The sequence below is a fragment of the Vaginella massiliensis genome (assembly GCF_900089075.1).
In the GTDB taxonomy this organism is placed as follows: domain Bacteria; phylum Bacteroidota; class Bacteroidia; order Flavobacteriales; family Weeksellaceae; genus Weeksella; species Weeksella massiliensis_A.
Genome location: NZ_LT593746.1, coordinates 351591 through 373656 on the forward strand (window position 1 = coordinate 351591; position 22066 = coordinate 373656).

At 39.5% G+C, this 22066-nt stretch carries 19 protein-coding genes and 1 pseudogene; 9 read left to right on the forward strand and 11 right to left on the reverse strand.

Features of this window, described 5'->3' with window-relative positions:
• Positions 1–165: 165 nt before the first annotated feature.
• Positions 166–2382 (reverse strand): NADP-dependent isocitrate dehydrogenase, encoded by a 2217-nt coding sequence (locus BN8061_RS02845; protein ID WP_068596315.1) that lies wholly within the window; start codon positions 2380–2382, stop codon positions 166–168.
• A gap of 223 nt (positions 2383–2605) precedes the next feature.
• Positions 2606–3877, reverse strand: coding sequence for a serine hydroxymethyltransferase (gene glyA, locus BN8061_RS02850; RefSeq protein ID WP_068596317.1), 1272 nt, complete (start codon positions 3875–3877; stop codon positions 2606–2608).
• A 111-nt stretch (positions 3878–3988) separates the two neighbouring features.
• Between glyA and BN8061_RS02855 the strand changes: the two genes are divergently transcribed.
• Positions 3989–5041: an anhydro-N-acetylmuramic acid kinase gene (locus BN8061_RS02855; RefSeq protein WP_068596319.1), complete on the forward strand. Its 1053-nt coding sequence runs from the start codon at positions 3989–3991 to the stop codon at positions 5039–5041.
• Positions 5042–5252: 211 nt separating this feature from the next.
• On the forward strand, positions 5253–6479 hold the full coding sequence (locus BN8061_RS02860) for a bifunctional folylpolyglutamate synthase/dihydrofolate synthase (protein WP_068596321.1): 1227 nt from the start codon (positions 5253–5255) through the stop codon (positions 6477–6479).
• Positions 6480–6527: 48 nt separating this feature from the next.
• Here BN8061_RS02860 and eco read toward each other — a convergent pair whose 3' ends face one another.
• From eco to BN8061_RS02885, 5 genes are all read right to left on the reverse strand, one after another.
• Entirely contained in the window at positions 6528–7028 is a 501-nt protein-coding gene (gene eco / locus BN8061_RS02865; RefSeq protein WP_068596323.1) for a serine protease inhibitor ecotin, read from the reverse strand.
• Between the two features lie 107 nt (positions 7029–7135).
• On the reverse strand, positions 7136–10036 hold the full coding sequence (infB, locus tag BN8061_RS02870) for a translation initiation factor IF-2 (RefSeq protein ID WP_068596325.1): 2901 nt from the start codon (positions 10034–10036) through the stop codon (positions 7136–7138).
• 67 nt (positions 10037–10103) lie between these two features.
• Positions 10104–11339, reverse strand: coding sequence for a transcription termination factor NusA (gene nusA, locus BN8061_RS02875; protein WP_068596326.1), 1236 nt, complete (start codon positions 11337–11339; stop codon positions 10104–10106).
• Positions 11340–11350: 11 nt separating this feature from the next.
• Positions 11351–11815, reverse strand: a complete 465-nt coding sequence (gene rimP, locus BN8061_RS02880; protein ID WP_068596327.1) for a ribosome assembly cofactor RimP — start codon at positions 11813–11815, stop codon at positions 11351–11353.
• A 106-nt stretch (positions 11816–11921) separates the two neighbouring features.
• Positions 11922–12419, reverse strand: coding sequence for a DUF456 domain-containing protein (locus BN8061_RS02885; protein WP_068596328.1), 498 nt, complete (start codon positions 12417–12419; stop codon positions 11922–11924).
• Positions 12420–12497: 78 nt separating this feature from the next.
• On the opposite strand from BN8061_RS02885, the gene BN8061_RS02890 reads away from it, so the two are divergent.
• Genes BN8061_RS02890 through BN8061_RS02905 form a run of 4 tightly spaced genes read left to right on the forward strand, consistent with a single transcriptional unit; the run spans position 12498 to position 16223 of the window.
• The gene (locus BN8061_RS02890; RefSeq protein ID WP_068596329.1) at positions 12498–13769 is read left to right on the forward strand and encodes a mechanosensitive ion channel family protein; all 1272 of its coding nucleotides are present in this window, start codon (positions 12498–12500) and stop codon (positions 13767–13769) included.
• Positions 13770–13772: 3 nt separating this feature from the next.
• Positions 13773–14507: a pyridoxine 5'-phosphate synthase gene (locus tag BN8061_RS02895; protein ID WP_068596330.1), complete on the forward strand. Its 735-nt coding sequence runs from the start codon at positions 13773–13775 to the stop codon at positions 14505–14507.
• Positions 14500–15273, forward strand: coding sequence for an alpha/beta fold hydrolase (locus tag BN8061_RS02900; protein ID WP_068596332.1), 774 nt, complete (start codon positions 14500–14502; stop codon positions 15271–15273). Before BN8061_RS02895 ends, BN8061_RS02900 begins: the two co-directional genes overlap by 8 nt.
• A gap of 32 nt (positions 15274–15305) precedes the next feature.
• Positions 15306–16223 (forward strand): T9SS type A sorting domain-containing protein, encoded by a 918-nt coding sequence (locus tag BN8061_RS02905; protein ID WP_068596334.1) that lies wholly within the window; start codon positions 15306–15308, stop codon positions 16221–16223.
• 37 nt (positions 16224–16260) lie between these two features.
• Here the strand turns inward: BN8061_RS02905 and BN8061_RS02910 are convergent, their stop codons facing one another.
• On the reverse strand, positions 16261–17256 hold the full coding sequence (locus BN8061_RS02910; protein WP_235802671.1) for an ABC transporter ATP-binding protein: 996 nt from the start codon (positions 17254–17256) through the stop codon (positions 16261–16263).
• Positions 17257–17381: 125 nt separating this feature from the next.
• On the opposite strand from BN8061_RS02910, the gene BN8061_RS02915 reads away from it, so the two are divergent.
• The 3 genes from BN8061_RS02915 to BN8061_RS12260 all read left to right on the forward strand — a co-directional run bounded on the left by BN8061_RS02915 (position 17382) and on the right by BN8061_RS12260 (position 19346).
• Positions 17382–18044, forward strand: a complete 663-nt coding sequence (locus tag BN8061_RS02915) for a YceI family protein (protein ID WP_068596336.1) — start codon at positions 17382–17384, stop codon at positions 18042–18044.
• Between the two features lie 136 nt (positions 18045–18180).
• Complete coding sequence (locus BN8061_RS02920; RefSeq protein WP_068596338.1) at positions 18181–18681, forward strand: hypothetical protein; 501 nt, start codon at positions 18181–18183, stop codon at positions 18679–18681.
• Positions 18682–18812: 131 nt separating this feature from the next.
• Complete coding sequence (locus BN8061_RS12260) at positions 18813–19346, forward strand: transposase (protein ID WP_068596340.1); 534 nt, start codon at positions 18813–18815, stop codon at positions 19344–19346.
• Positions 19347–19357: 11 nt separating this feature from the next.
• Here BN8061_RS12260 and BN8061_RS02930 read toward each other — a convergent pair.
• The 3 genes and pseudogenes from BN8061_RS02930 to BN8061_RS02940 form a co-directional block, all read right to left on the reverse strand.
• Positions 19358–20929: pseudogene (locus BN8061_RS02930) on the reverse strand (class I SAM-dependent methyltransferase); the annotation flags it as partial.
• A gap of 68 nt (positions 20930–20997) precedes the next feature.
• On the reverse strand, positions 20998–21510 hold the full coding sequence (locus tag BN8061_RS02935) for a PepSY-like domain-containing protein (protein WP_094745834.1): 513 nt from the start codon (positions 21508–21510) through the stop codon (positions 20998–21000).
• A 12-nt stretch (positions 21511–21522) separates the two neighbouring features.
• Positions 21523–21960 carry a PepSY-like domain-containing protein gene (locus BN8061_RS02940; RefSeq protein WP_068596342.1) on the reverse strand — a complete coding sequence of 146 codons (438 nt, stop codon included), beginning with the start codon at positions 21958–21960 and terminating at the stop codon, positions 21523–21525.
• Positions 21961–22066: the final 106 nt, after the last annotated feature.

A 22066-nucleotide genomic window follows, 5' to 3' on the forward strand; every position in this document is an offset into this window, starting at 1 on the left:
ATGGGTTATATTCTTTAATACTATAGGTCATTTCGCTGAAAATTAAGTAGTTAAATATAGTGAATTCTTTATTAATCACCTAATAATCAATCCATTATTTATATAAAAAAACCGCCTCAGTTGTGAGACGGTTTCGTTTTGATTTAAATCTAAATTTATTAAAAATTAAATCGCATCGATAATTCCGTTCAAAGTTGCAGACGGACGCATAGCGGCAGAAGTTTTTTCTGCGCTCGGATGATAATATCCGGCAATATCTTGCGGTTTGTTTTGTGCACCAATCAATTCTTCGTTGATTTTTGCTTCTTGTTCTTGCATTGCTTTTGCAACTGGTGCGAATTTCGCTGCCAATTCTGAATCGGTCGATTGATTGGCTAAGGCTTCTGCCCAATACATCGCCAAATAGAAATGAGATCCCCGATTGTCTATCGTTCCCAATTTTCGTCCAGGCGATTTGTCTGTTGCCAAGAATTTTGCGTTGGCTTCATCCAAAGCATCTGCCAATGTTTGTGCTCTTGGGTTGTTTTGTGATTGTGCCAAATGCTCCAAAGATGCTTGCAATGCCAAGAATTCGCCCAAAGAATCCCAACGCAAGTAGCCTTCTTCGATGAACTGTTCGATGTGTTTTGGTGCAGAACCTCCGGCTCCAGTTTCGAACAACCCTCCGCCGTTCATCAACGGAACGATAGACAACATTTTAGCCGATGTTCCTAATTCTAAAATCGGGAATAAATCGGTCAGATAATCACGTAAAACATTACCAGAAACCGAGATGGTATCTTTTCCTTCGCGAGCACGTTTCAAGGTTTCTTTCATGGCATCTTTCACATCCATTATACGAATATCCAAACCTGTTGTATCGTGGTCTTGTAAATATTTTTCTACTTTTTTGATGATTTGTTGGTCGTGTGCTCTTGCTTTATCTAACCAGAAAATTGCTGGGGTGTCTGATAGACGAGCTCTGTTAACTGCCAATTTTACCCAATCCTGAATTGGTTCGTCTTTGGTTTGACACATTCTGAAAATATCAGAAGTTTCTACTTTTTGTTCCAACAAAACATTTCCATTTGCATCTTCTACTTTGATTGTTCCGTTTGCAGGAGCTTGGAAAGTTTTATCGTGCGAGCCGTATTCTTCAGCTTTTTGAGCCATCAATCCTACGTTGGGTACCGATCCCATTGTGGTTGGATCCAAGGTTCCGTTTGCTTTCATATCGTCTACTACTGCTTCATAAAAACCAGCATAAGAACGATCTGGGATAATGGCGATGGTATCTTCTTCTGCACCATCTTTATCCCACATTTTACCTCCGTTACGGATCAACGCTGCCATAGAGGCATCAACGATTACGTCTGATGGTACATGGAAGTTCGTAATTCCTTTGTCAGAATTTACCATTGCTACTCGTGGTCCATTTGTCCATGCCTCATCGATAGCTGCTTTGATATCGCTCTCTTGTGGATGCCCTTTGATTTTTTCGTACAAATCTGCCAAACCATTGTTCGGATTCACATCCAATTCAGCGAAAACGTCAGCGAATTTTGTAAATACCTCTTTGAAGAATGTTTCGACCACTGCACCAAAAATCACGGGGTCAGATACTTTCATCATCGTGGCTTTCAGGTGAGCCGATAGCAATACATTATTATTTTTAGCATCTTGAATTGCTTCTTCTACAAAGGCTTTCAGTGCGTTTAAATTCATCACCGAAGAATCAATCACTTCTCCTGCTTGCAATGGTGCAGCTGCTTTCAATTCTTTTACCGTTCCGTCTTCACCATAGAATTTGATGGTGTATGTTGTGGCATCATTTACTGTAGTCGATGTTTCTGTACCGTAGAAGTCGCCTTTTTGCATGTGTGCAACTTTGGTTTTACTATCGGCAGACCAAGCTCCCATCTTATGCGGGTTTGCTTTTGCGTAATTTTTTACAGCTTTTGGGGCACGACGGTCTGAGTTTCCTTCGCGTAAAACAGGATTCACGGCAGAACCCAAAACTTTAGAGTAACGTGCTTTTATTTCTTTTTCTTCATCATTTTTTGGCTCAGCAGGATAGTTTGGCACTGCATACCCTTGTGATTGAAGCTCTGCAATGGCTTCGTCTAATTGCGGAACAGAAGCCGAGATGTTTGGTAATTTAATGATGTTCGCCTCTGGTGTTTTTGCCAAAGCGCCTAGCTCTGCCAAAGCATCTCCTATTTTTTGATCTTCTTTTAGAAACTCTGGAAAATTCGCTAATATCCTACCTGCCAAAGAGATATCTCTTGTTTCGACCTCAACATTTGCGGCAGAAGTAAACGCTTTTACAATAGGTAAAAATGAATACGTTGCCAGCATAGGTGCTTCATCTGTAAGCGTGTAAATGATTTTTGATTTAGACATTCTATTTTGATTTTTTATCCTTGAATAATTTTGCTAAAATGCACACAAATATAAAATTTTATCGCTGAAATTGCATGATTTTGAACGGTTTTATGATATTTTTTAGGTGAAATCGAATGCTTTAAAAATTGATGCAACGATCTCCACGCAAATTGTGCACAACCTCATCGTAACTTATAAAAAAACCTCAGTACTAAACTGAGGTTTGACTATTCCATGAAAATTACATTTGAAACAATGGACGATCACTCATAAAATCGTTCACTTTATCGGCAATTTCTTCTAATTTTTCTTCGTTATCGATATTCATCAAAACCTCATCGATGAAATCGGCTACTGTTTGCATATCGGCTTCTTTGAGTCCGCGAGTTGTAACTGCAGCTGTTCCCAAACGAATACCAGAGGTCACAAACGGAGATTTGTCGTCGAAAGGTACCATGTTTTTGTTACACGTAATTTCCGCTTTTACCAAGGCGTTTTCAGCAGCTTTTCCTGTAATTCCTTTGTTGCGAAGATCGATCAACATACAGTGATTATCTGTTCCGCCAGAGATGATTTGGTAGTCTTTCGCCACCAAAGCATTTGCCAAAGCGTTTGCATTTTTCACCACTTGTACTATATAATCCATATACGCATCAGACATTGCTTCTTCAAAAGCCACTGCTTTTGCCGCAATCACGTGTTCTAACGGTCCACCTTGAGTACCTGGAAAAACGGCAGCATTCAAGATTTGAGACATCATTTTCACTTCTCCTTTTGGTGTTGTATGTCCCCAAGGATTTTCGAAATCTTTGCCCATCAAAATTACTCCTCCGCGAGGTCCTCGCAAGGTTTTGTGCGTTGTGGTAGTCACGATATGGCAATGCGGCATGGGGTCATTCAAAATTCCACGAGCAATCAGCCCAGCAGGATGTGAAATATCGGCTAATAAAATTGCTCCGACCTCGTCTGCAGCTTCTCTAAATTTCGCATAATCAATATCACGAGAATATGCCGAAGCACCACAGATAATCAATTTTGGTTTTTCTTCTCTTGCTTTTTGCAACATGGCATCATAATCGATACGACCTGTTGCCTGATCTACCCCATAAAATGAGGTTTGGTAATTGATTCCAGAAAAATTTACAGGTGAACCATGCGTGAGGTGTCCACCATGCGAAAGATCGAATCCTAAGATTTTGTCACCAGGTTGGAGACAAGCTAAAAACACCGCTGCATTGGCTTGCGAACCCGAATGCGGTTGAACATTTGCATACTCGGCGTTGAACAAAGCTTTGATACGATCGATGGCAATCTGCTCTACCTGATCGACTACTTCGCAGCCTCCATAATAACGTTTACCAGGATAACCTTCTGCATATTTATTGGTCAAAACAGAACCCATTGCTTTCATCACATTGTCTGAAACAAAATTTTCAGAAGCAATCAATTCAATTCCATTGAGTTGTCTTTCTTTTTCGTCTTCGATTAAATCGAAAATTACATCGTGAGCCATTTTGTTGTTAGTTTTTATATGGAACCAAAGATAATAAAATCGTAGCGATAAATTATTTTAACTTCGATATTAAATGAAGTCGAAAGTAAAAGATTTTTCTAACTTTAAGAAATGAATTCACCTATACATTGCATTGGTTTGATGTCGGGAACGTCGCTTGACGGACTGGATATTTGTTATGTTCGATTCGATTCTGAGCAAGATTTTGAGATTATTTCTGCCCTAACAATCGAATATCCCGAAAAATGGAAGTATAAACTCAGGTCGGCTTATCATTGGAAATCTGAAGATCTTCTAGCTTTGGATGTAGAATACGGCTATTTTTTGGGCAGAGAAGTTGCCCGATTTATTGCATTACATTCAATCGAAAAGTTGAATTTCGTAGCTTCTCATGGGCATACGATTTTTCATCAACCGAATCGTATTTTTACCTTGCAAATTGGGCATGGTGCAGCAATCCGTTCAAAATTGAATGTTCCTGTTGTTTGCGATTTCAGAACGCAAGATGTGGTGTTGGGCGGACAAGGCGCGCCGCTCGTGCCAATTGGCGATGAATTGCTTTTCGAACGCTATGACGCCTGTCTGAATTTGGGTGGATTCTCGAATATATCGATGAACCGTGGAGGGAAAAGAATTGCGTTTGATATCTGTCCCGTAAATTTGATTCTCAATCACCTTGCCAATCAGTTGGGATATGCGTTTGATTGCGATGGAAAAATTGCATCAAAAGGTGTATTGAACAAGGAATTGTTCGACCGCCTCAACGAGCTTGAATATTACCAACTCGACCAGCCGAAATCTTTAGGATACGAATCTGTTGAGCAACTGTATTTGCCACTGATCGAAAGTTATAAAATCCCGGTAGAAGACCAGCTGCACACCTACACACAACATGTTGTTTATCAAACACATAAAACAACAAAACAATATACCATAGACAATATATTGGTTACAGGTGGAGGTGCCAAAAATACGTTTTTGATGCAATTATTCAGCGAGATTTTTTCTACCAAAATCATCATTCCCGATAATCAACTTATCGATTACAAAGAGGCGTTGATTTTTGCTTTTTTGGGTTGGCGACGTTTGCAAAATAAAACCAACTGCCTAGCGAGTGTAACAGGAGCAAAATTCGACCATTCGAGCGGAATCGTTTATCTTTGACGCTGAAACTTTGTTTGATATTCAAAAGAATTCAAATTGGGCGATGTAATAGGTTTTTTGGATACTTTTTCTGAAGAGTTTAGTATATTTGTTCAACTTAAAAAGCTTCAACCTTGATGACAAACATTTTCTTTTCAGTCGGTTTGAAACTCAAAATTGAGGTTTTTAATAATTTTTTTATCCACTACTCGTCTAGATTACTGAGCTTTATATGAATTCGCTTAATTATACCGAAACCATCGATTGGTTATTTTCTAATTTACCCATGTTTCAGAAAGTTGGGAAATCGGCTTTCAAGAAAGATCTAACGAATATCGAGGCTTTGACCGCCTATTTGGGAAATCCGCACAAAAAATTCAGAACAATTCACGTGGCGGGCACCAACGGTAAAGGCAGTACCTCGCATATGTTGGCATCTGTTTTACAAGAAGCTGGTTACAAAGTTGGGCTCACGACTTCGCCACATCTCAAAGATTTCAGAGAGCGAATTCGGGTAAACGGCGAGCTGTGCAGCAAAGATTTTGTAATCGAATTTGTGGCAAAACACCATCAAAAAATTATAGATCAACACGCCTCATTTTTCGAGATTGCGATTGCCATGGCTTTTGCCTACTTTGCAGAGCAAGAGGTAGACGTAGCGGTGATCGAGACGGGATTGGGCGGACGATTAGATTCTACCAACATCATTTCTCCCGACTTGTCGGTGATTACAAATATTGGATTGGACCATACCCAATTTCTCGGCAATACTTTGAGCGAAATTGCGGGTGAAAAAGCCGGAATTATCAAAGCCAATACGCCGGTGGTGATTGGTGAAGCAACGCCAGAAACTCGGAAGATTTTCGAACAACATGCGGAAGCAAGAAACGCAAAAATCATTTTCGCAGAAGAGCATCAGCAACCAAAATTAGCCTCTGATTTGAAAGGAATTTATCAGCAAAAAAATATTCAAACCGTATTGAATGCCATCAAAGAGTTGAAAAATTTGGTCTATTCGATTGACCAAAATGCGGTGGAAAAAGGATTGAAGAACGTGGTAAAAAACACGAAACTGAGGGGAAGATGGGATATTTTGCAAAAAGAAAACCCGACCATTGTTGCCGACACGGCGCATAATCCGCACGGTTTGAAGCTTATTGCCGAACAGCTAAGCCAAACAAATTACAGCAGATTGCACTTGGTTTTGGGTTTTGTGAATGATAAAGATGTGCTGGAAAGTTTGAGTTTCTTTCCAAAAGAGGCGCTATATTATTTTACCCAACCCGATGTGCCACGAAAATTCGAAATAAACGAGTTGAAAAAAATCATCCCGAAAAACCTCGACGCAAGATATTACAACAGCGTCACCGAGGCTATTGACGCAGCAAAATCTGCCGCGTTTCCAGATGATTTGATCTACATTGGCGGCAGTACCTTTGTTGTAGCAGAAGCTATATAAGTCAGAAAAAAAATTAAATCCGTTGAGTTTTTCAACGGATTTAATTTTTTACTTTGCAGTTTTCGTTTCAGAGACAGACCAAATTTTATATTTCAGTTCATAGTCTTTGGGTAGGTAAACCACGTAAGGCAATTTGCTGTTGTAGGATACCATTAGCGATGGTGCAAAAATAAATTGATCTTTGAGTGGTTGATTTTCTGGGCATCCCATCATGGTCGAAAAGACCTCCCCATTAGTTTTGAATTCGTAATAATGATATCCCCAACCCTCTAAATTCAATTCGTTTAATTCTCCAATCAAACCTTGGCGATTACAATCTACTTTGGTGTTTTTACCTGCGAGAAGTTCTATTTTGTAATCGCTTTCATTTTTCTTTTCTGGCACTGTGATGACCACTCGTTTTTGTCCCGATTTCGCTTCCGGATACATCGAAACATCATGTTGAGTCGATGATTCTAGCTCTGAGTTGGGTTGTGATGAGCCACAAGAAGCCAAAACGAATAACGAGCCCAACAACAAACCGCCGATATTATACTTAATTGTTTTCATTTTCTTGATTTTAGATACTATTGTAATTCAAAAACTGGGCTAAAGTTATTTTTTTGAACAAAAAAAAGGACTTCTTTTGGAAATCCTTTGCTTATCGAATTAAAAAATTATTTCAATTTCTTTTTTACTTCTACCGTTTCATAAGCCTCGATGATATCACCCACTTTGATATCGTTGAAGTTTTTGATATTCAAACCACATTCGTATCCTTTGGTTACTTCTTTTACATCGTCTTTGAAACGTTTCAGAGATGCCAATTCGCCATCGTGAATCACGACACCTTCACGGATAACGCGTATTCTGGAGTTTCTGGTAACTTTACCGTCTAAGACCATACATCCTGCAATTGTTCCGACTTTAGAAACTTTGAAGGTTTCACGAATTTCGATATTACCTGTGATTTGTTCTTTAAGTTCAGGAGAGAGCATTCCTTCCATCGCTTCTTTCACATCGTTGATGGCGTCATAGATGATAGAATAGGTACGAATTTCGATTTCTTCTCGCTCTGCGATATCGCGCGCAGTTCCGTTCGGACGAACGTTAAATCCGAGCACGATTGCATCAGAAGCACTTGCCAACATGATATCTGATTCGGTGATTTGTCCCACACCTTTCAAGATGATGTTAACCTCGATTTCTTCGGTTGATAGTTTTTGCAACGAGTCGGTCAAAGCTTCTACAGATCCGTCAACGTCCCCTTTTAGAATCACATTCAATTGTTGGAATCCTCCTAAAGCGATACGGCGTCCGAGATCTCCTAATGTTACTCGTTTTTGTGTACGGATATTTTGTTCGCGTTGCAATTGCTCACGTCTCGATGCAATTTGTTTCGCTTCGCGTTCGTCTTCGTAAACTTTGAATTTATCACCCGCCGTAGGCGCACCGTCTAATCCGAGTATGGTAACCGGTGTAGATGGACCTGCTTGTTGTACGTTTTTGCCGCGTTCGTCGAGCATTGCACGCACTTTACCGTGGTTGGATCCCGCTAAGAGGTAATCCCCAACTTTCAATGTTCCGTTTTGAACCAAAATAGTGGTAACGTATCCTCTACCTTTGTCTAAAGAAGCTTCTACAACTGTACCATTTGCCAGACGTTTCGGGTTGGCTTTTAGTTCTAAAATCTCGGCTTCCAACAAAACTTTTTCTAGCAAATCATCAACGCCCATCCCTTTTTTGGCTGAGATTTCTTGCGATTGATAAGTTCCTCCCCAATCTTCTACTAGTAAATTCATTTGTGCCAATTGCTCTTTTACTTTCTCTGGGTTGGCTGTTGGCTTATCGACTTTGTTGATGGCAAACACGATGGGTACACCTGCTGCCTGAGCGTGTGAGATGGCTTCTTTGGTTTGTGGCATCACTTGGTCATCGGCTGCAATCACGATGATTACAATATCGGTAACCTGAGCACCACGAGCACGCATCGCCGTAAATGCTTCGTGTCCGGGGGTGTCTAAGAATGTTACGCGTTTACCGTTGGCCAATTTTACATTATAAGCACCAATATGCTGTGTAATTCCACCAGACTCACCTGCAATTACATTGGCATTGCGTATGTAGTCTAACAAAGACGTTTTACCGTGGTCTACGTGTCCCATTACGGTTACGATTGGGGCACGTTCTACCAAATCTTCTGGGTTGTCGATTATTTCTTCTTCGGTTGAAATTTCTTCCTCAGCCGAAGCAAATTTTACATCATATCCGAAATCATCTGCTACCAACAAAATGGTATCTGCCTCTAGGCGTTGGTTCATGGTCACCATGATTCCTAGCGACATACAGGCAGAGATTACTTCTGTTACCGCTACATCCATAAGCGATGCCAATTCGTTTACGGTAACAAATTCTGTCACTTGTAAAGTTTTGTCTTTTGCCATTGCTTCTTCTTCGAGCTCGGCCATTTCACGACGTTCTTTACGTTTATCTCTTCTGTGTTTTGCAGCTTTAGACCCTTTGCTTTTTCCTGTGAGCTTGTCAAGGGTATCCTTGATTTGTTTTTTAACTTCTTCATCGCTCAACTCGACTTGTGGCGCGGTTCTCGAACGAGGATCGAATCTACCTTTGCTATTTTGGTTTCTGTTTTGTCCTCCTTGTTTACGACCTCCTGCACCGGTGTTGCGATTACCACCTTGTTGGTTTGGTCTGTTTTGATTTCCTTGACCTGTGGTATTGTTTGCACCATCTGTTTTTACATCCTCGGGTCTTACCCCTTTGCGAATGCGTTTGCGTTTTTGTCTGTTCTCACCAGGTGCAGTTTTTTTGTCATCTGACCTACGCTTGTCGCGATCGAATTGTGAAAGGTCTATTTTCTGACCAGTAAAATTCGGACCGTCTAATTTGGTATAAACCGTTTCGATTTTTTGACCATCTTCTACACCTTCTTCAGCAACTTCAGCCTTATTTTCGGCTTTCGGTTCTTCAACCTTTTTTGTTTCAGGTTGTGGTGTTTCGATTCTCTTCTCAACTGGTTTTTCTACATTTTCTACTTTCGATTTTTCTTTTTCCGCTTCTTTTTCTTTTGGTTGAGCTGGTCTGACTGGTTTTTCGAACTGTTCTAAGTCGATTGTTTTGATGATTTTCGGTCCAACAACTTCTTCTTTAGGTTCTTCTTTAGCGACTGGTTCTTCTGCTTTTGCTGGTTGTTTTTTTTCTTCTTTTTGAGCAACTGGCTTCAACGTATCGAGGTCTATTTTACCTACCTCTTTCGGACCAGAAAGTTCTACTTTTGTGGTTTCGATTTTTTCTACTCGTTGTTGTTCGGCTTTTTCAGCTGCTTTTTTTTCTGCCGCTTTTTTATCGGCAAGTTTGTTCAATACAACTTCATCGGATGCTGCTTTTTGCTTGGCATCTGAGCGGAATTCATTCACTAAGATATCGTAGGCTGACATTTCAAGTTTTGTATTGGGATTTTTTTCGACATCGACCCCTTTTTCACTTAAAAAATCAACGGCACGATCAATTGAAATGTTTAATTCTCTTAATACTTTACTTAATCTTATTGTTTCCCGCATATTGAAGCTGTCTGTTTTTTTCGTTTGCAAATGTACGAATCTTTATTTAATTGCTTTGTTAATTATATTAATCTTCGAATTCTTCTTTGAGAATTTGGATCACGTGAAGCACCGTTTCTTCTTCGAGGTCTGTACGCTTTACCAAATCGTCTACATCTTGTTCTAAAACGGCTTTTGCAGTGTCTAAACCGATCGATTTGAAGGCGTCGATTACCCATTCGTCGATTTCGTCTGAGAACTCTGCAAGCTCAACATCCTCATCCTGAACGCCTTCTCTGAAAATATCGATTTCCATATCCAACAATTTCGATGCTAATTTTACATTGTGTCCTCCTTTTCCAATCGCTTTCGATACTTCTTCTGGTTTTACATAAACCAAGGCTTTTTGATGCTCTTCGTCTATTTCGATTTTCGAAATTGCAGCCGGACTCAATGCTCGAGCGATGAATAAATTGAGGTTTGTGGTGTAATTGATAACGTCGATATTTTCGTTGCGTAACTCGCGTACTATGGAATGGATTCGAGAGCCTTTCATCCCAACGCATGCGCCAACAGGGTCGATACGATCGTCGTAAGATTCTACGGCTACTTTTGCTTTTTCTCCTGGGATTCGAACTACTTTTTTGATGGTAATCAATCCGTCGAAAATCTCTGGAATTTCTAATTCGAATAGTTTTTCTAAGAATTTTGGTGATGTACGCGACAACATAATCTGAGGTTTGGCTCCTCGCAGTTTCACGTCGTCTACAACGGCACGCACGGTTTCACCTTTTCTGAAGAAATCAGATGGTATTTGATTTTCTTTGGGTAAAATCATTTCGTTTTGCTCGTCATCCATGATGATGACGTGTTTGTTGCGAATGTGGTGCACTTCTCCAGTGACGATTTCGCCTTCTAAATCTTTGAACTTGTCGTAGAGATTCGCATTGTCGTGTTCCATCACTTTTGCGACCAAGGTTTGGCGTAAGGTAAGGATTGCACGACGACCCAAATTCTGAATTGGTATAAGTTCTGACACTTCTTCGCCAATCTCGAAATCTGGTTCTATTTTGCGTGCTTCTGATAGTTCGATTTCGGCACTGTCGTCTTCAGAGAATCCATCTTCTACCACAATTCGGTTGTGCCAAATCTCTAAATCTCCTTTATCTGGGTTGACAATAATATCGAAATTATCATCCGATCCATATTTTTTACGTAAAACAACCTTCAAGGCTTCTTCTATGATTGCCATCAGGGTGATACGGTCTATGTTTTTATCTTCTTTGAAATCTACGAAAGATTCGATTAATGCCAAATTGTCCATTCTAAATATTTTTAAAAAATGACTTTTATTACCGCTTTTTTGACGTCGGTATAATTGATTAATTCTTCATATTCTACTGTAATTTTCCCTTTGCCTATTGGCTTTGGTTCACGGGCTTCCCAAAAGACTTCTACCGCCTCCTCGTCTGCACTCACTATCTCGCCTTCGATCACCTTATCATTGGTCAAGGTAATCTCGATTGTACGGCCGATATTTTTGCGATATTGCCTTGGTGTTGTCAATGGTTTCGACAAACCTGGTGAAGAAACTTCTAATGCAAAATCTTCTGTTTCGCGATCTAGATTGTGTTCTACGTGTCGGCTAATTCGCACAACCTCTTCTATTGGCAAACCTTCGTCGCCATCTACCAAAACAACGATCTTGTTGTCTGCCGATATCGACCAATCGACCAAGAACAAAGCGGGATTCTCTGCTATCGCTTCGTCTATTAATTGTTTTACTCTTGCTACGTCCATATACAACGAAAAAGAGAGCTGTAATAAAGCCCTCCTCTATTAGATTCATTCAATACGTTGCAAATTTACAAAAAAAATAGAAACATCCTATAATGTTGATTTAAAATTATCTGAAAGAATACCAATCCATTACGTCGACGATGAAGATTGCTAGGAATATTAAGGTGAGGATAATATCGTAACCTGTGGTCAATAAGAATCCTACAAACGAGCCTAATGCAGCACTCATCGCCCTTTTGTGATCTTGAGTGTTATGCAACAATTCGCCGACGAAAGCACCCAACAATGGTCCCAACAAAAAGCCAAACGGAGGAAAAAACAAGCCGACAAAAAGTCCTAAAACCGATCCCCAAACACCATATTTAGAGCCGCCCCATTTTTTGGTCATGTAGATCGGCAACAAATAGTCGAGCAGCGCCCCTATGGCTACAAAAATTCCTGCAACGATAATCAATCCCCAGCCATAGCCACAATCGCCAGAATATTTGAAGATAAACAAACCCGCCAATGCGAGTGGTGCGCCAGGCAGAACAGGCAAAACGGTTCCTACCAAACCCAAAACGAGCAATAGACCGCTAATGATATTGATAATCGAGTCGTCCATGTTTTTTTGTATTTTTAATTTATGATTATCCGTGTAACTTTGTCTAGAGAATAATTTCTATTTGATAAACACGAATATATGAAGTATTTGTTGCAAGAAAAATCATTTTATCAAGAATTTAGCGATGCGATGCACTCCCTTGCAACTAAACATCTTGCTTTTGATCTTTCTAAGGGATTTTTCAACGTCTTGGAGATTGCATTATTGACGGTTGTAATCGTGATTATCGGGTATTTGTTGAAATTGATTGTAGTTCCTATTCTCAGAAAACTTAGCATTGCAATAGAATCCAATTTTCTGAATTTTTTGGTAAAGCATCGGGTGATTGAGTATAGTCTTTATATCATTCCGTTGAGCTTGGCTTTCAACCTCAATATCATTTTGTTCAAAGCCAATCGATCGTTTTACCTGCTAAACGAAAAAATCATCAAACTCGGGTTTGTAGTACTTTTGACCCAAATCATCTACCGAATCATCAACACCATCACCGATTTGTATAGAGAAGAAAACAGTTACACCAATGTCGGGATTCGTACTTTTGGGCAATTGACCAAGATGTTCGTTACGTTTTTTGCCATCATTTCTGGGATAATGATTCTCTTTACGGTAGACACCAGCACCATCATTGCTATACTCGGAGCCTTGACGGCAGCCGTGATTTTGATCTTTCGCGATGCGATATTGGGCTTTGCTTCGGGTTTGCAAATTTCATATTCAAAATCGGTAAAAGAAGGCGATTGGGTTTCGATAGAAAAAGGAAAGATAGATGGTATTGTGAGGGAAATCAACATCAATTTGGTAAAAATAGAGCGATTCGACAAATCTGTCGTGACTGTACCAACTTCTGACCTCATCATGTCGCAGGTGACCAATCACGAACCCATGTTGCTTTCTGGGACGAGAAAAATTCAACGTTCCATTGCTTTCAACGTGAATTCTTTTAAATTTTGTTCAGAAGAAATGTTGGATCGCTTCCATCATTATTATTTAATCCAAGACTATATCAGCGAAAAGCGTCAACAACTATTAGCTTACAACAAAAATATTCCAAGCTCGGAAATCGACATCAACGGCAGACAATTGACCAATATTGGTGTTTTTAGGATTTATGTCGAAAATTATTTGCGCGAAAATCAACACATCTCACAGCGAGATCCAATCATCGTGAAGCAACTTCCAGTAACCATGCACGGAATGCCGCTTGAGATCAACTGTTTTGCTTTGGCTACCGATAATTTGGAGTACGAAAGAATAGCGTCCGATATTTTTGATCATTTATTAACCGCTTGTCGAAGCTTCGATTTGGAAGTGATGCAAAACGTCTCGATAAGCCATTTAAAACAAGAATAAACCATGACAAAATTAAGTGTAAACATCAACAAAATAGCAACCATACGCAACGCGCGAGGAGGCAACACTCCAAATTTGGTAGAAGCGGCTATCAAAATCCAGCAATTTGGTGCGCAAGGCATCACCGTGCATCCCAGACCAGATGAGCGACACATTCGCTACCAAGACGTTCTGGATCTGAAGCCTATTGTTTCTACAGAATTCAACATCGAAGGAAAACCCATAGACAGTTTTATGGATTTGGTTTTGAAAGTAAAACCAGAGCAAGTGACTTTGGTACCCGATGCCGAAGATGCAATCACCTCGAATGCGGGCTGGGACACCAGTAAACACCTCGAGTATCTGACCGAGGTCATTGGCACTTTGAAAGCGGCTGGAATTCGCACCTCTATCTTTTTAGATCCCAATCCAGCCTTGGTTGAAAGCGCAGCAAAAACCGGTGCAGATCGTATCGAATTGTACACCGAAGCCTACGCTACCGAATTTTCTAAAGGCAATCGAGACATTGTGCTTCCCTACAAAGAGACAACGCTGTTGGCTATAGAACACGGATTGGAAGTGAATGCAGGACATGATCTTAGTTTGGACAATCTGCAATATTTCATTACAGAAATCCCACAGATTGCAGAAGTTTCGATTGGGCACGCCCTCATTTCAGAAGCCTTGTATCTGGGACTAGAAAACACCATTCAATGTTATTTACGTAAAATAGAATTAGCTCAATTGCAACATGGATAAAATATTGAACAGTAAAATCATCGGCGATCACCCGCAACATCTTATGGTAATTCATGGTCTATTCGGACAGTTGGATAACTGGAATACTCATGGGAAAAAATTTGGTGAATATTTTACCACTCACCTTTTAGACCTTAGAAATCACGGTCGAAGTTTTCATGACGATGAAATGAATTTTCGGGTAATGATTGAAGATCTTCTTCGGTACTTCGAGGTTCACGGCATTTCGAAAGCTCATTTTCTAGGTCACTCGCTTGGTGGTCGATTGGTCATTGATTTGGCCATGACAAAAGGGGAAATAATCGACAAGCTGATTGTTGCCGACATGGCTCCAAAGGCGTATCCTCCGCATCACAATGCGATTTTCAAAGCTCTGAAGTCGGTCGACTTCTCTCGAGTTGAATCGAGACAAGATGTAGAAGAAGTGCTGAAGCAATACATACCAGAAGTGGGCGTTCGGCAATTTCTGTTGAAAAATGTCTACCACACCGATCAAGGCTATGCCTTTCGGTTCAATTTAGAGGCGTTGGATAGAGCCTACCATACGTTGGTTGGCGAAGACTTGAGCGCAGGAGAATTCTACGGTCCAACCTTGTTTTTGGCAGGTGCAAAATCTGATTACCTTTTGCTCGAAGATGAGTTTGAAATAAAGAAACGCTTTCCCAATGCTGAAATTGATCGCGTATCGAATGCTGGGCATTGGTTGCATGCCGAAAATCCAACCGAATTCATGGCGAAATGTTTGGAATTTTTATTGAGAGCGTAGTTTCTCGTTTAATCTCTAAATTTTAATTCATCATGAAAAATATTTTTACACTCCTCCTATCTTTCGCGACTTTTGGTGCATTTGCACAAGAAATCATCTCTTTTGAAGCAAGCGAAGGCTACACATTGGGTACAATTCACAACCAAAATGGCTGGGAAGTTACCGAATCTGCTGACGGACTTATCACCAATCAGATAATTACGAACGAACAAGCAAAAGACGGAATTTATTCTTTCAAAAATGGACATCAGGATGAATACGAACCACAGTGGCTCCCGATTTTCGGAGTTCATAAAGCGTTTGCCCAACCCATGGATTATAAAACTTTCAGCATCTCTTATGATATTTTCGTAACCGAAAAACTAGGCTCTGATTTCGAATTTACCACTTACGGAATCAATCCTGAATCCGAAGAGTTCTCACCAATTATTGGACTTGGAGTGGAAAATCGTGGTTTGCTTTATTATATCAAAAACGAAAATTATCAAGCTCAGTACATCGATGGAATCAATTGGCAAACCAATACATGGAATACGATAAAGATCGAAATTAAAGGTGAGCAAGTTTCGTATTATTTCAATAACGAATTGGTTGCCACGAGCACAATTTTCAGTCAGCTTCCTATTGTAGGAATCAATTTTTTACACAACAATTATGGAGGTAGTGCCTACTATGACAACATCATCATCAATGAAGAAGAGTTGGCAACAAACGACCTGAACGCTACTGCTATCGCCTTATACCCGAATCCGGTCGATGCGCATTTTACCGTAGAATTACCAAAAGGCGAGGATTTGAAATCTGTAGAAATTTTGAATTCAACGGGACAAAAAATCTTAAGCTCCACCAGCAAAACAACTGCTGTAGAATCGTTGGCAAACGGGGTTTATCTCGTGAATATTACCACAAGCAATGGAAAAATTTACACAAAGAAAATCATCAAAAAATAATTCAAACCGAAAGGCTCTGAAATTCAGGGTCTTTTTTTTATTCGATGGTTCGGAAGTGAGTGATTCTGAAGGGTAAATATTGATTCACCAGCAATTCGCTGGTAGAATAGAAATAGAGTTCGACATCGTCCACCATCAAAGCACAAATATAATCTCTACCCTGAAAATGCACTTTGGTCACCGTGCCATAAACCTCACTTGCATCATCTATGACAATTTCTTCTGGATAAATGACAACCGTTCGATGAGCTTCTGACCCAATCAAGGGAAGTTTTGCTGCAGGAACTACCGAAACAAAACCAAACAATTGTGCCACATATTTGTTTTTAGGATGTTGACGAACCCATTTTATTGATCCCATTTGTTCGATTCGACCCTTGTTCAGAACCAAAATTTTATCGGCGGTGTAGAAAGCATCATTCAGATCGTGAGTTGTAAAAATAAGGCTGATGTTGTTTTCTTTACAATAAGTGTAGATGCGCTCTCTAATCTGCAATTTCAGGCTTTGGTCTATACTCGAAAAAGGCTCGTCGAGCAACAAAAGTTCGGGCTGTAGCGCCAATGCTCGGGCGATTGCAACCCGCTGCCTTTGTCCGCCACTCAGGTATTTTGGATGAATGTCTAAGAAGTCTTGCATCTGAACTACTTCTAAGGTTTGCCTTACGATTTTATCTTTAGCCGCCAAATCGAAGTTCGAGATGTAATGCCCTACATTCTCACCAACAGTCACAAAATCCATCAATTCGAAATCCTGTGCAACGTATTTCATCATGCTGTGCCCTGGTATGAGGTTTCTAGATGGTCCTTTGAGTATTTTCTCGTTCCATTTGATTTTTGCCTTCTGATAATCGAAATCCATCAAACCATAAATCAACCGAATCAAAGTAGATTTACCGCTTCCGCTTTCGCCAATGATGCTTAATATCTCGCCTTTTGGTAAGTTGAAACTTATACCAGACAAAGCCTTTTGGTTGTTTTCGGGGTATTGAAACGAAAGTTCAGAAACTGTGAGCACGTAGAAAATTTTGTACAAATTTCTAAATTTTAATTCAAAACATTAAACTTGCAAGTCATTAATTTTAGGAAATTGATGTACATCAATGTTTAATAGAAAAATTAACCCTTATCTTTGCAAAAAATTATTTTAAACATAAAACAATGAAAAAATTATTTTTGAGTTTGGCTATCGTTTCTTTTGTAGCTCTTACTTCTTGTGGAGGAAATACAGAAACTGTACAAGCTACTGATGCTACTGAAACTACAAATGCATCTGAAGGAGCAGAGACTTTTGTTGCAGATTCTACAAGTACCATCAATTGGAAAGGAGGAAAAACTTTCGACGATATCAACAAGCCAGAAGAAGGACACTATGGTGTGGTAAAATTACAAGCTGGTGAAGTTCATGTAGCAAACGGGGTTTTGGAGAGTGGATATTTCGTGGCAGATTTTACAACTTTCGAATCAAAAGATTTGGATGCCGATGCAGAAAGCAAGGCAAAATTGGACGGCCATTTGAAATCTGCCGATTTCTTGGATGTTGAAAAACACCCAACAGCTAAATTCGAAATCACAGGTGTGAAAGCATTGACAGAAGGCGATTACAACACCGAAATCTCTGGAAACTTAGACTTCCGCGGAATACCAAAAAACATCACATTCAAAGCGAATGTTGCAGTTGATGGCGATCATGTAAGCATCAAATCTGAAGAATTTGGAATCAACCGTAAAGACTTCGGTATTACCTTTACAGGTGGTGGTGGCTCTATCATCAAAGACGAGGTATTGTTGCAAGCAGATATTACGGCAACCAAAGCAAACTAAGCCGTTAAACATAACACTTTCGAAGGTCTAAAATTTTTTTAGACCTTTTTTTGTCAAAATGTTAGCCATTTTTTTTGTGTTTTTATTAGAGACTTAATTATATTCGTAGTAGATATACTAAACTATAAAATTTCTAATGAACACAATCAAAGTCTTCCATCCAGAAGAAACTTTTATTTATCACATCGACAAGACCTTGTGCAAGGTTGTTTTCCAAGGAAACAGAACCTGTTTGCTAGTAGAATTGCATAGCAACGACGATCTGGAACATGTTGAGGCCGATTCGTTACAAAACGATTTTCCTCAATTATCATTATTCATCGATGATTTCCCAATCGATGTTTCTTCTACCGAAGATCTCAACGGCAAACAAATCAGTATTCCGTTCGGATTCGAAGAAATCGAAGATGAAGAAGGCGAAGTGCAAGAAGTTTATTACACCTCGCTCAACGCAGCCGAGGAAGAATATGAAATGGTGAAAAATGAATTGAATTTCGAAAAAAATCAGGAAGGAACTCTCCAACTAAAATGGATTGGATATGTGCAAGATTTCACCGAACAAACCGATGACGATCTAAAGTTTGAGGTAAATGCGACCTTCAACGATTTCGAATTCACTGACGATGATTTCGAATAAAAACAATAAACCTCATCATAAAAAAAAGAAGCCGTCTCACAACTGAGGCGGTTTTTTTATATAAATAATGGATTGATTATTAGGTGATTAATATAGAATTCACTATATTTAACTACTTAATTTTCAGCGAAATGAACTATAGAATTAAAGAATATAACCAATCACAAAACTGGTTATTTCCACCTTCGATAGAAGAATTAATTCCGACTAATCATCCAGTAAGAATCGTAAACAACGTAGTTGAGAAGATAGACTTAAAACCTCTTTTAGAAACTTACAGTCGGGAAGGTCATCCTAGTTATCATCCTAAAATGATGCTCAAAGTGATGGTTTACGCTTATATGGACAATATTTATTCCAGTAGAAAGATCGAAAAAGCCCTCAATGAGAACATAAACTTTATGTGGCTTTCTGGTAGAGAAAGCATCGACCATAATACGATAGCCCGATTTCGAAGCAATAAGTTAAAAGCCGTATTCAAAGACATCTTCAAACAAGTGGTATTGCTTTTGGCAGAAGAAAAATTAGTGAGTCTCAAACGAGTTTATACAGACGGCACCAAAATAGAATCGGTAGCTGGAAGATACACCTTTGTCTGGGGAAATTCCATCAAGACCAATCGGGAGAAAATGATCAAACAATTAGAGNATGACCCTCTCAAATAATTGATACTGACCGTAGCCAACTCGCTGTTTGGAAATTTTCGGAACAATTTTTCGTCTGCTTGCAAACCTGCTTCTCTACAAATGCGATGAAATATATCGACTTCTAGAATGTACTGATCAGAAAAACCATGCGTCGCATCATACGCTGTGACGGGCGTTTGCCCAAGATGACCCGCCGCAACAGCAGGCGGAAGGGTGTGCAATTCTATCAACAATAAGCCAAACTTCTTCACATAGGGAGTCCATTTGGTGAGATGATTTTTTAGATTTTCTTCGACATCGTTGTTCGACAATCGTTTGCCTCTAAATGCAAAAGCCGCTGTAGAAGTGCTCACGCGCCCCGATTTGGTTTCTTTTACATCTTCCCAAATGCGATTGTGATCCAAAAACGTTCTGATATTCAACAAATCTTCTAAATTGATGTTGTAATCATGCTTCAGATCGTGAGCCAAATTATCTGGTGCACCAATATCGCCCCAAATCACCTTTGCCCAAATATCATTTTTGATGAGGTTGGTTCTCGTCACCTTCAGCGCCGCATCGTTATAATCTGCTCCTACTAAAAAAAGCGGGTATTCGTCCAAATATTTGCCACGAAGTGTTTGGCGTTCAATCAGCTCGTAAAGATGTTGCAACAAAGCGCCGTTACCGCAGCCCATATCGAGAATTCCTTTGGGTTGCTCTTCTAATGGTCGATTGAATATATCGATAATGAATTCGTCTATCACTTTGAAATAAGTCGCATGCGCCCCACCACTTCCCCAAACATTCATTTCGCGATTGACATGGATTTCGTCGCTACCGCTTTCTATTTCTCGTACTTTAGCAGCTTTGCCGTAGAGCAATTCATTCATTTTAGAAAACATGGGCAGATAGGACACCGTAACGCCATAAGCCGAAGCGCGACGAGCAAAAAACAAGCCTTTTTCGGTAAACGTATAATTCCCACCGTTTTTTTCGAACCAGCCCAATTCGCTCAAAGCTTTTAATATTTTGTCGAAATGTTGTGGATTTTTGTGGTATTCCTCTGCACTGAAAGAGGCTTCCATAAAATATTTATGAAACAAGCCATTCATACCCAAACGAACGATCAGCGGTGCAATAAGCGCTCCTTCTATATGTTTACAAATCTGATGATGGAATTTCTTGTCTGCCACGTCTGCCAACGGATCGATCAAATAGGTTTTGTACTTGTTGTACAGCTCGATCCAAGAGTTACAAAATTCTTCGTTGGTCTCGATACTATTGCAAACCGTATCTTGCGCCAAAAAATTGGCGAGGTCTTGGTAAATTTCGAGTTGCCCAAAAGCACGATCAGAATACTTGGTAATACTCACCGTAACCGTGTTGGAAAAATTGTCTACCCGATGATCCAAAAAATTCTGAGAAGCCAACACCCGCAAAGCAACATTGAGGTAGCCTTCGTTTGCCTGAAAATCGTTTGCCAATTTAGACAGCTCGCATTCTTTAGACGTGACTAGGCGATGTAAAATTCCTTTTTTTGCCAAAGCAGCAATCACAGGCGCAACCACAACGCCGTCTAAGTGGCGAAAAATCTGTTCTCTTAGTTCTTTTTTATCCATGAAATAAATTTATAAAAAAATCCGACTTTCCGTCGGATTTTTCTTTCGATTTGATATTATTTTCGATGTTAATCTATTTTCAAAAAGTTTCCATTGAGGTCGAATTTCAATTCGAGGTCGTTTTGCAACAATTTCACTTCTATTCCTTTACGATCTCGTTGGATAGATTTTACAGCCATTTCTGGAAAGTTGGTGTTCAAATATTTGATGATCGAAGCTGGAGCAAAACCCATTGCGATTGATTTTCCTGCTTTGTTTTCTACCTCTTTCCATTCGCCATTGGAGTCGAACTCAATTTTTGTTCCATCGCTTAGGTATACTTTGTATTCGTCGCCACCAAAGGTATTTTTTTCTTTGGTAATTTGCCCAACTGAGGTTTCTGCAAAGTGTTGATTAATAAACTCTTTACTATTGGTCGGCAAACCATTGGCATCAACCGAGGTTTCATCTGAATCTAAAACTGTATTCGGTGCGTGGTTTACGGTTGTGGTAGCCGTCTCGTTGAGCATTTCTTTTTTGTTGTCGCAGGCATAAAAAACCAAGAATGAAGCAACAACAAGGGTTGTGAATGTTTTTTTCATCTTTAAATATTTTTAATCCTCTATTCGAAGAAAATCTGCTTGAGGATTGAATTTCAAATCTAAACCGTTGGACAGCTCCACATCAAATCCTTTTCGATCTCTTTCTATTTTTACAATTTTTGCTCTAGGAAAAGCTTTTTTTACATGATTTGCAATTTTTTGAGGAATTATCTTGTTCGGAACTGCCTTTTGCTTGGCGTCGATTTCTTCCCAATTTCCGTTGGCATCAAATTCTATTTTTGTACCATTGTTCAAATACACTTTGTATTCTTTCAACCTTCCCATTTTCGATTCTTTGGTTGCGTGTGCAATTTTGTTTTTACCAAAGTTGTTCACGATGAATGTTCTCGCCGATTCGGGTAGCTCGCTCGTGGCTACAGTAGTTTTCTGAGCAAATGCATTTGCTCCTAACATAATTGCGAATCCGAGTATTGCGTTTTTTAGTTTCATTTTCTGTTGATTTAATTTGTTTTATTGATTGAAGTTACAATAAAAATTAGATTTCTTGACAATAATGAAAATTTTATTTGTTTTTTTGGTTTGATAAAGGGTATAA

Excerpts from the sequence above, each read along its gene's own strand:
- BN8061_RS02845 (WP_068596315.1), bottom strand. The coding sequence starts at position 2,382 with ATGTCTAAATCAAAAATCATTTACACGCTTACAGATGAAGCACCTATG.
- glyA (WP_068596317.1), bottom strand. The coding sequence starts at position 3,877 with ATGGCTCACGATGTAATTTTCGATTTAATCGAAGACGAAAAAGAAAGA.
- BN8061_RS02855 (WP_068596319.1), top strand. The coding sequence starts at position 3,989 with ATGAATTCACCTATACATTGCATTGGTTTGATGTCGGGAACGTCGCTT.
- BN8061_RS02860 (WP_068596321.1), top strand. The coding sequence starts at position 5,253 with ATGAATTCGCTTAATTATACCGAAACCATCGATTGGTTATTTTCTAAT.
- eco (WP_068596323.1), bottom strand. The coding sequence starts at position 7,028 with ATGAAAACAATTAAGTATAATATCGGCGGTTTGTTGTTGGGCTCGTTA.
- infB (WP_068596325.1), bottom strand. The coding sequence starts at position 10,036 with ATGCGGGAAACAATAAGATTAAGTAAAGTATTAAGAGAATTAAACATT.
- nusA (WP_068596326.1), bottom strand. The coding sequence starts at position 11,339 with ATGGACAATTTGGCATTAATCGAATCTTTCGTAGATTTCAAAGAAGAT.
- rimP (WP_068596327.1), bottom strand. The coding sequence starts at position 11,815 with ATGGACGTAGCAAGAGTAAAACAATTAATAGACGAAGCGATAGCAGAG.
- BN8061_RS02885 (WP_068596328.1), bottom strand. The coding sequence starts at position 12,419 with ATGGACGACTCGATTATCAATATCATTAGCGGTCTATTGCTCGTTTTG.
- BN8061_RS02890 (WP_068596329.1), top strand. The coding sequence starts at position 12,498 with ATGAAGTATTTGTTGCAAGAAAAATCATTTTATCAAGAATTTAGCGAT.
- BN8061_RS02895 (WP_068596330.1), top strand. The coding sequence starts at position 13,773 with ATGACAAAATTAAGTGTAAACATCAACAAAATAGCAACCATACGCAAC.
- BN8061_RS02900 (WP_068596332.1), top strand. The coding sequence starts at position 14,500 with ATGGATAAAATATTGAACAGTAAAATCATCGGCGATCACCCGCAACAT.
- BN8061_RS02905 (WP_068596334.1), top strand. The coding sequence starts at position 15,306 with ATGAAAAATATTTTTACACTCCTCCTATCTTTCGCGACTTTTGGTGCA.
- BN8061_RS02915 (WP_068596336.1), top strand. The coding sequence starts at position 17,382 with ATGAAAAAATTATTTTTGAGTTTGGCTATCGTTTCTTTTGTAGCTCTT.
- BN8061_RS02920 (WP_068596338.1), top strand. The coding sequence starts at position 18,181 with ATGAACACAATCAAAGTCTTCCATCCAGAAGAAACTTTTATTTATCAC.
- BN8061_RS02935 (WP_094745834.1), bottom strand. The coding sequence starts at position 21,510 with ATGAAAAAAACATTCACAACCCTTGTTGTTGCTTCATTCTTGGTTTTT.
- BN8061_RS02940 (WP_068596342.1), bottom strand. The coding sequence starts at position 21,960 with ATGAAACTAAAAAACGCAATACTCGGATTCGCAATTATGTTAGGAGCA.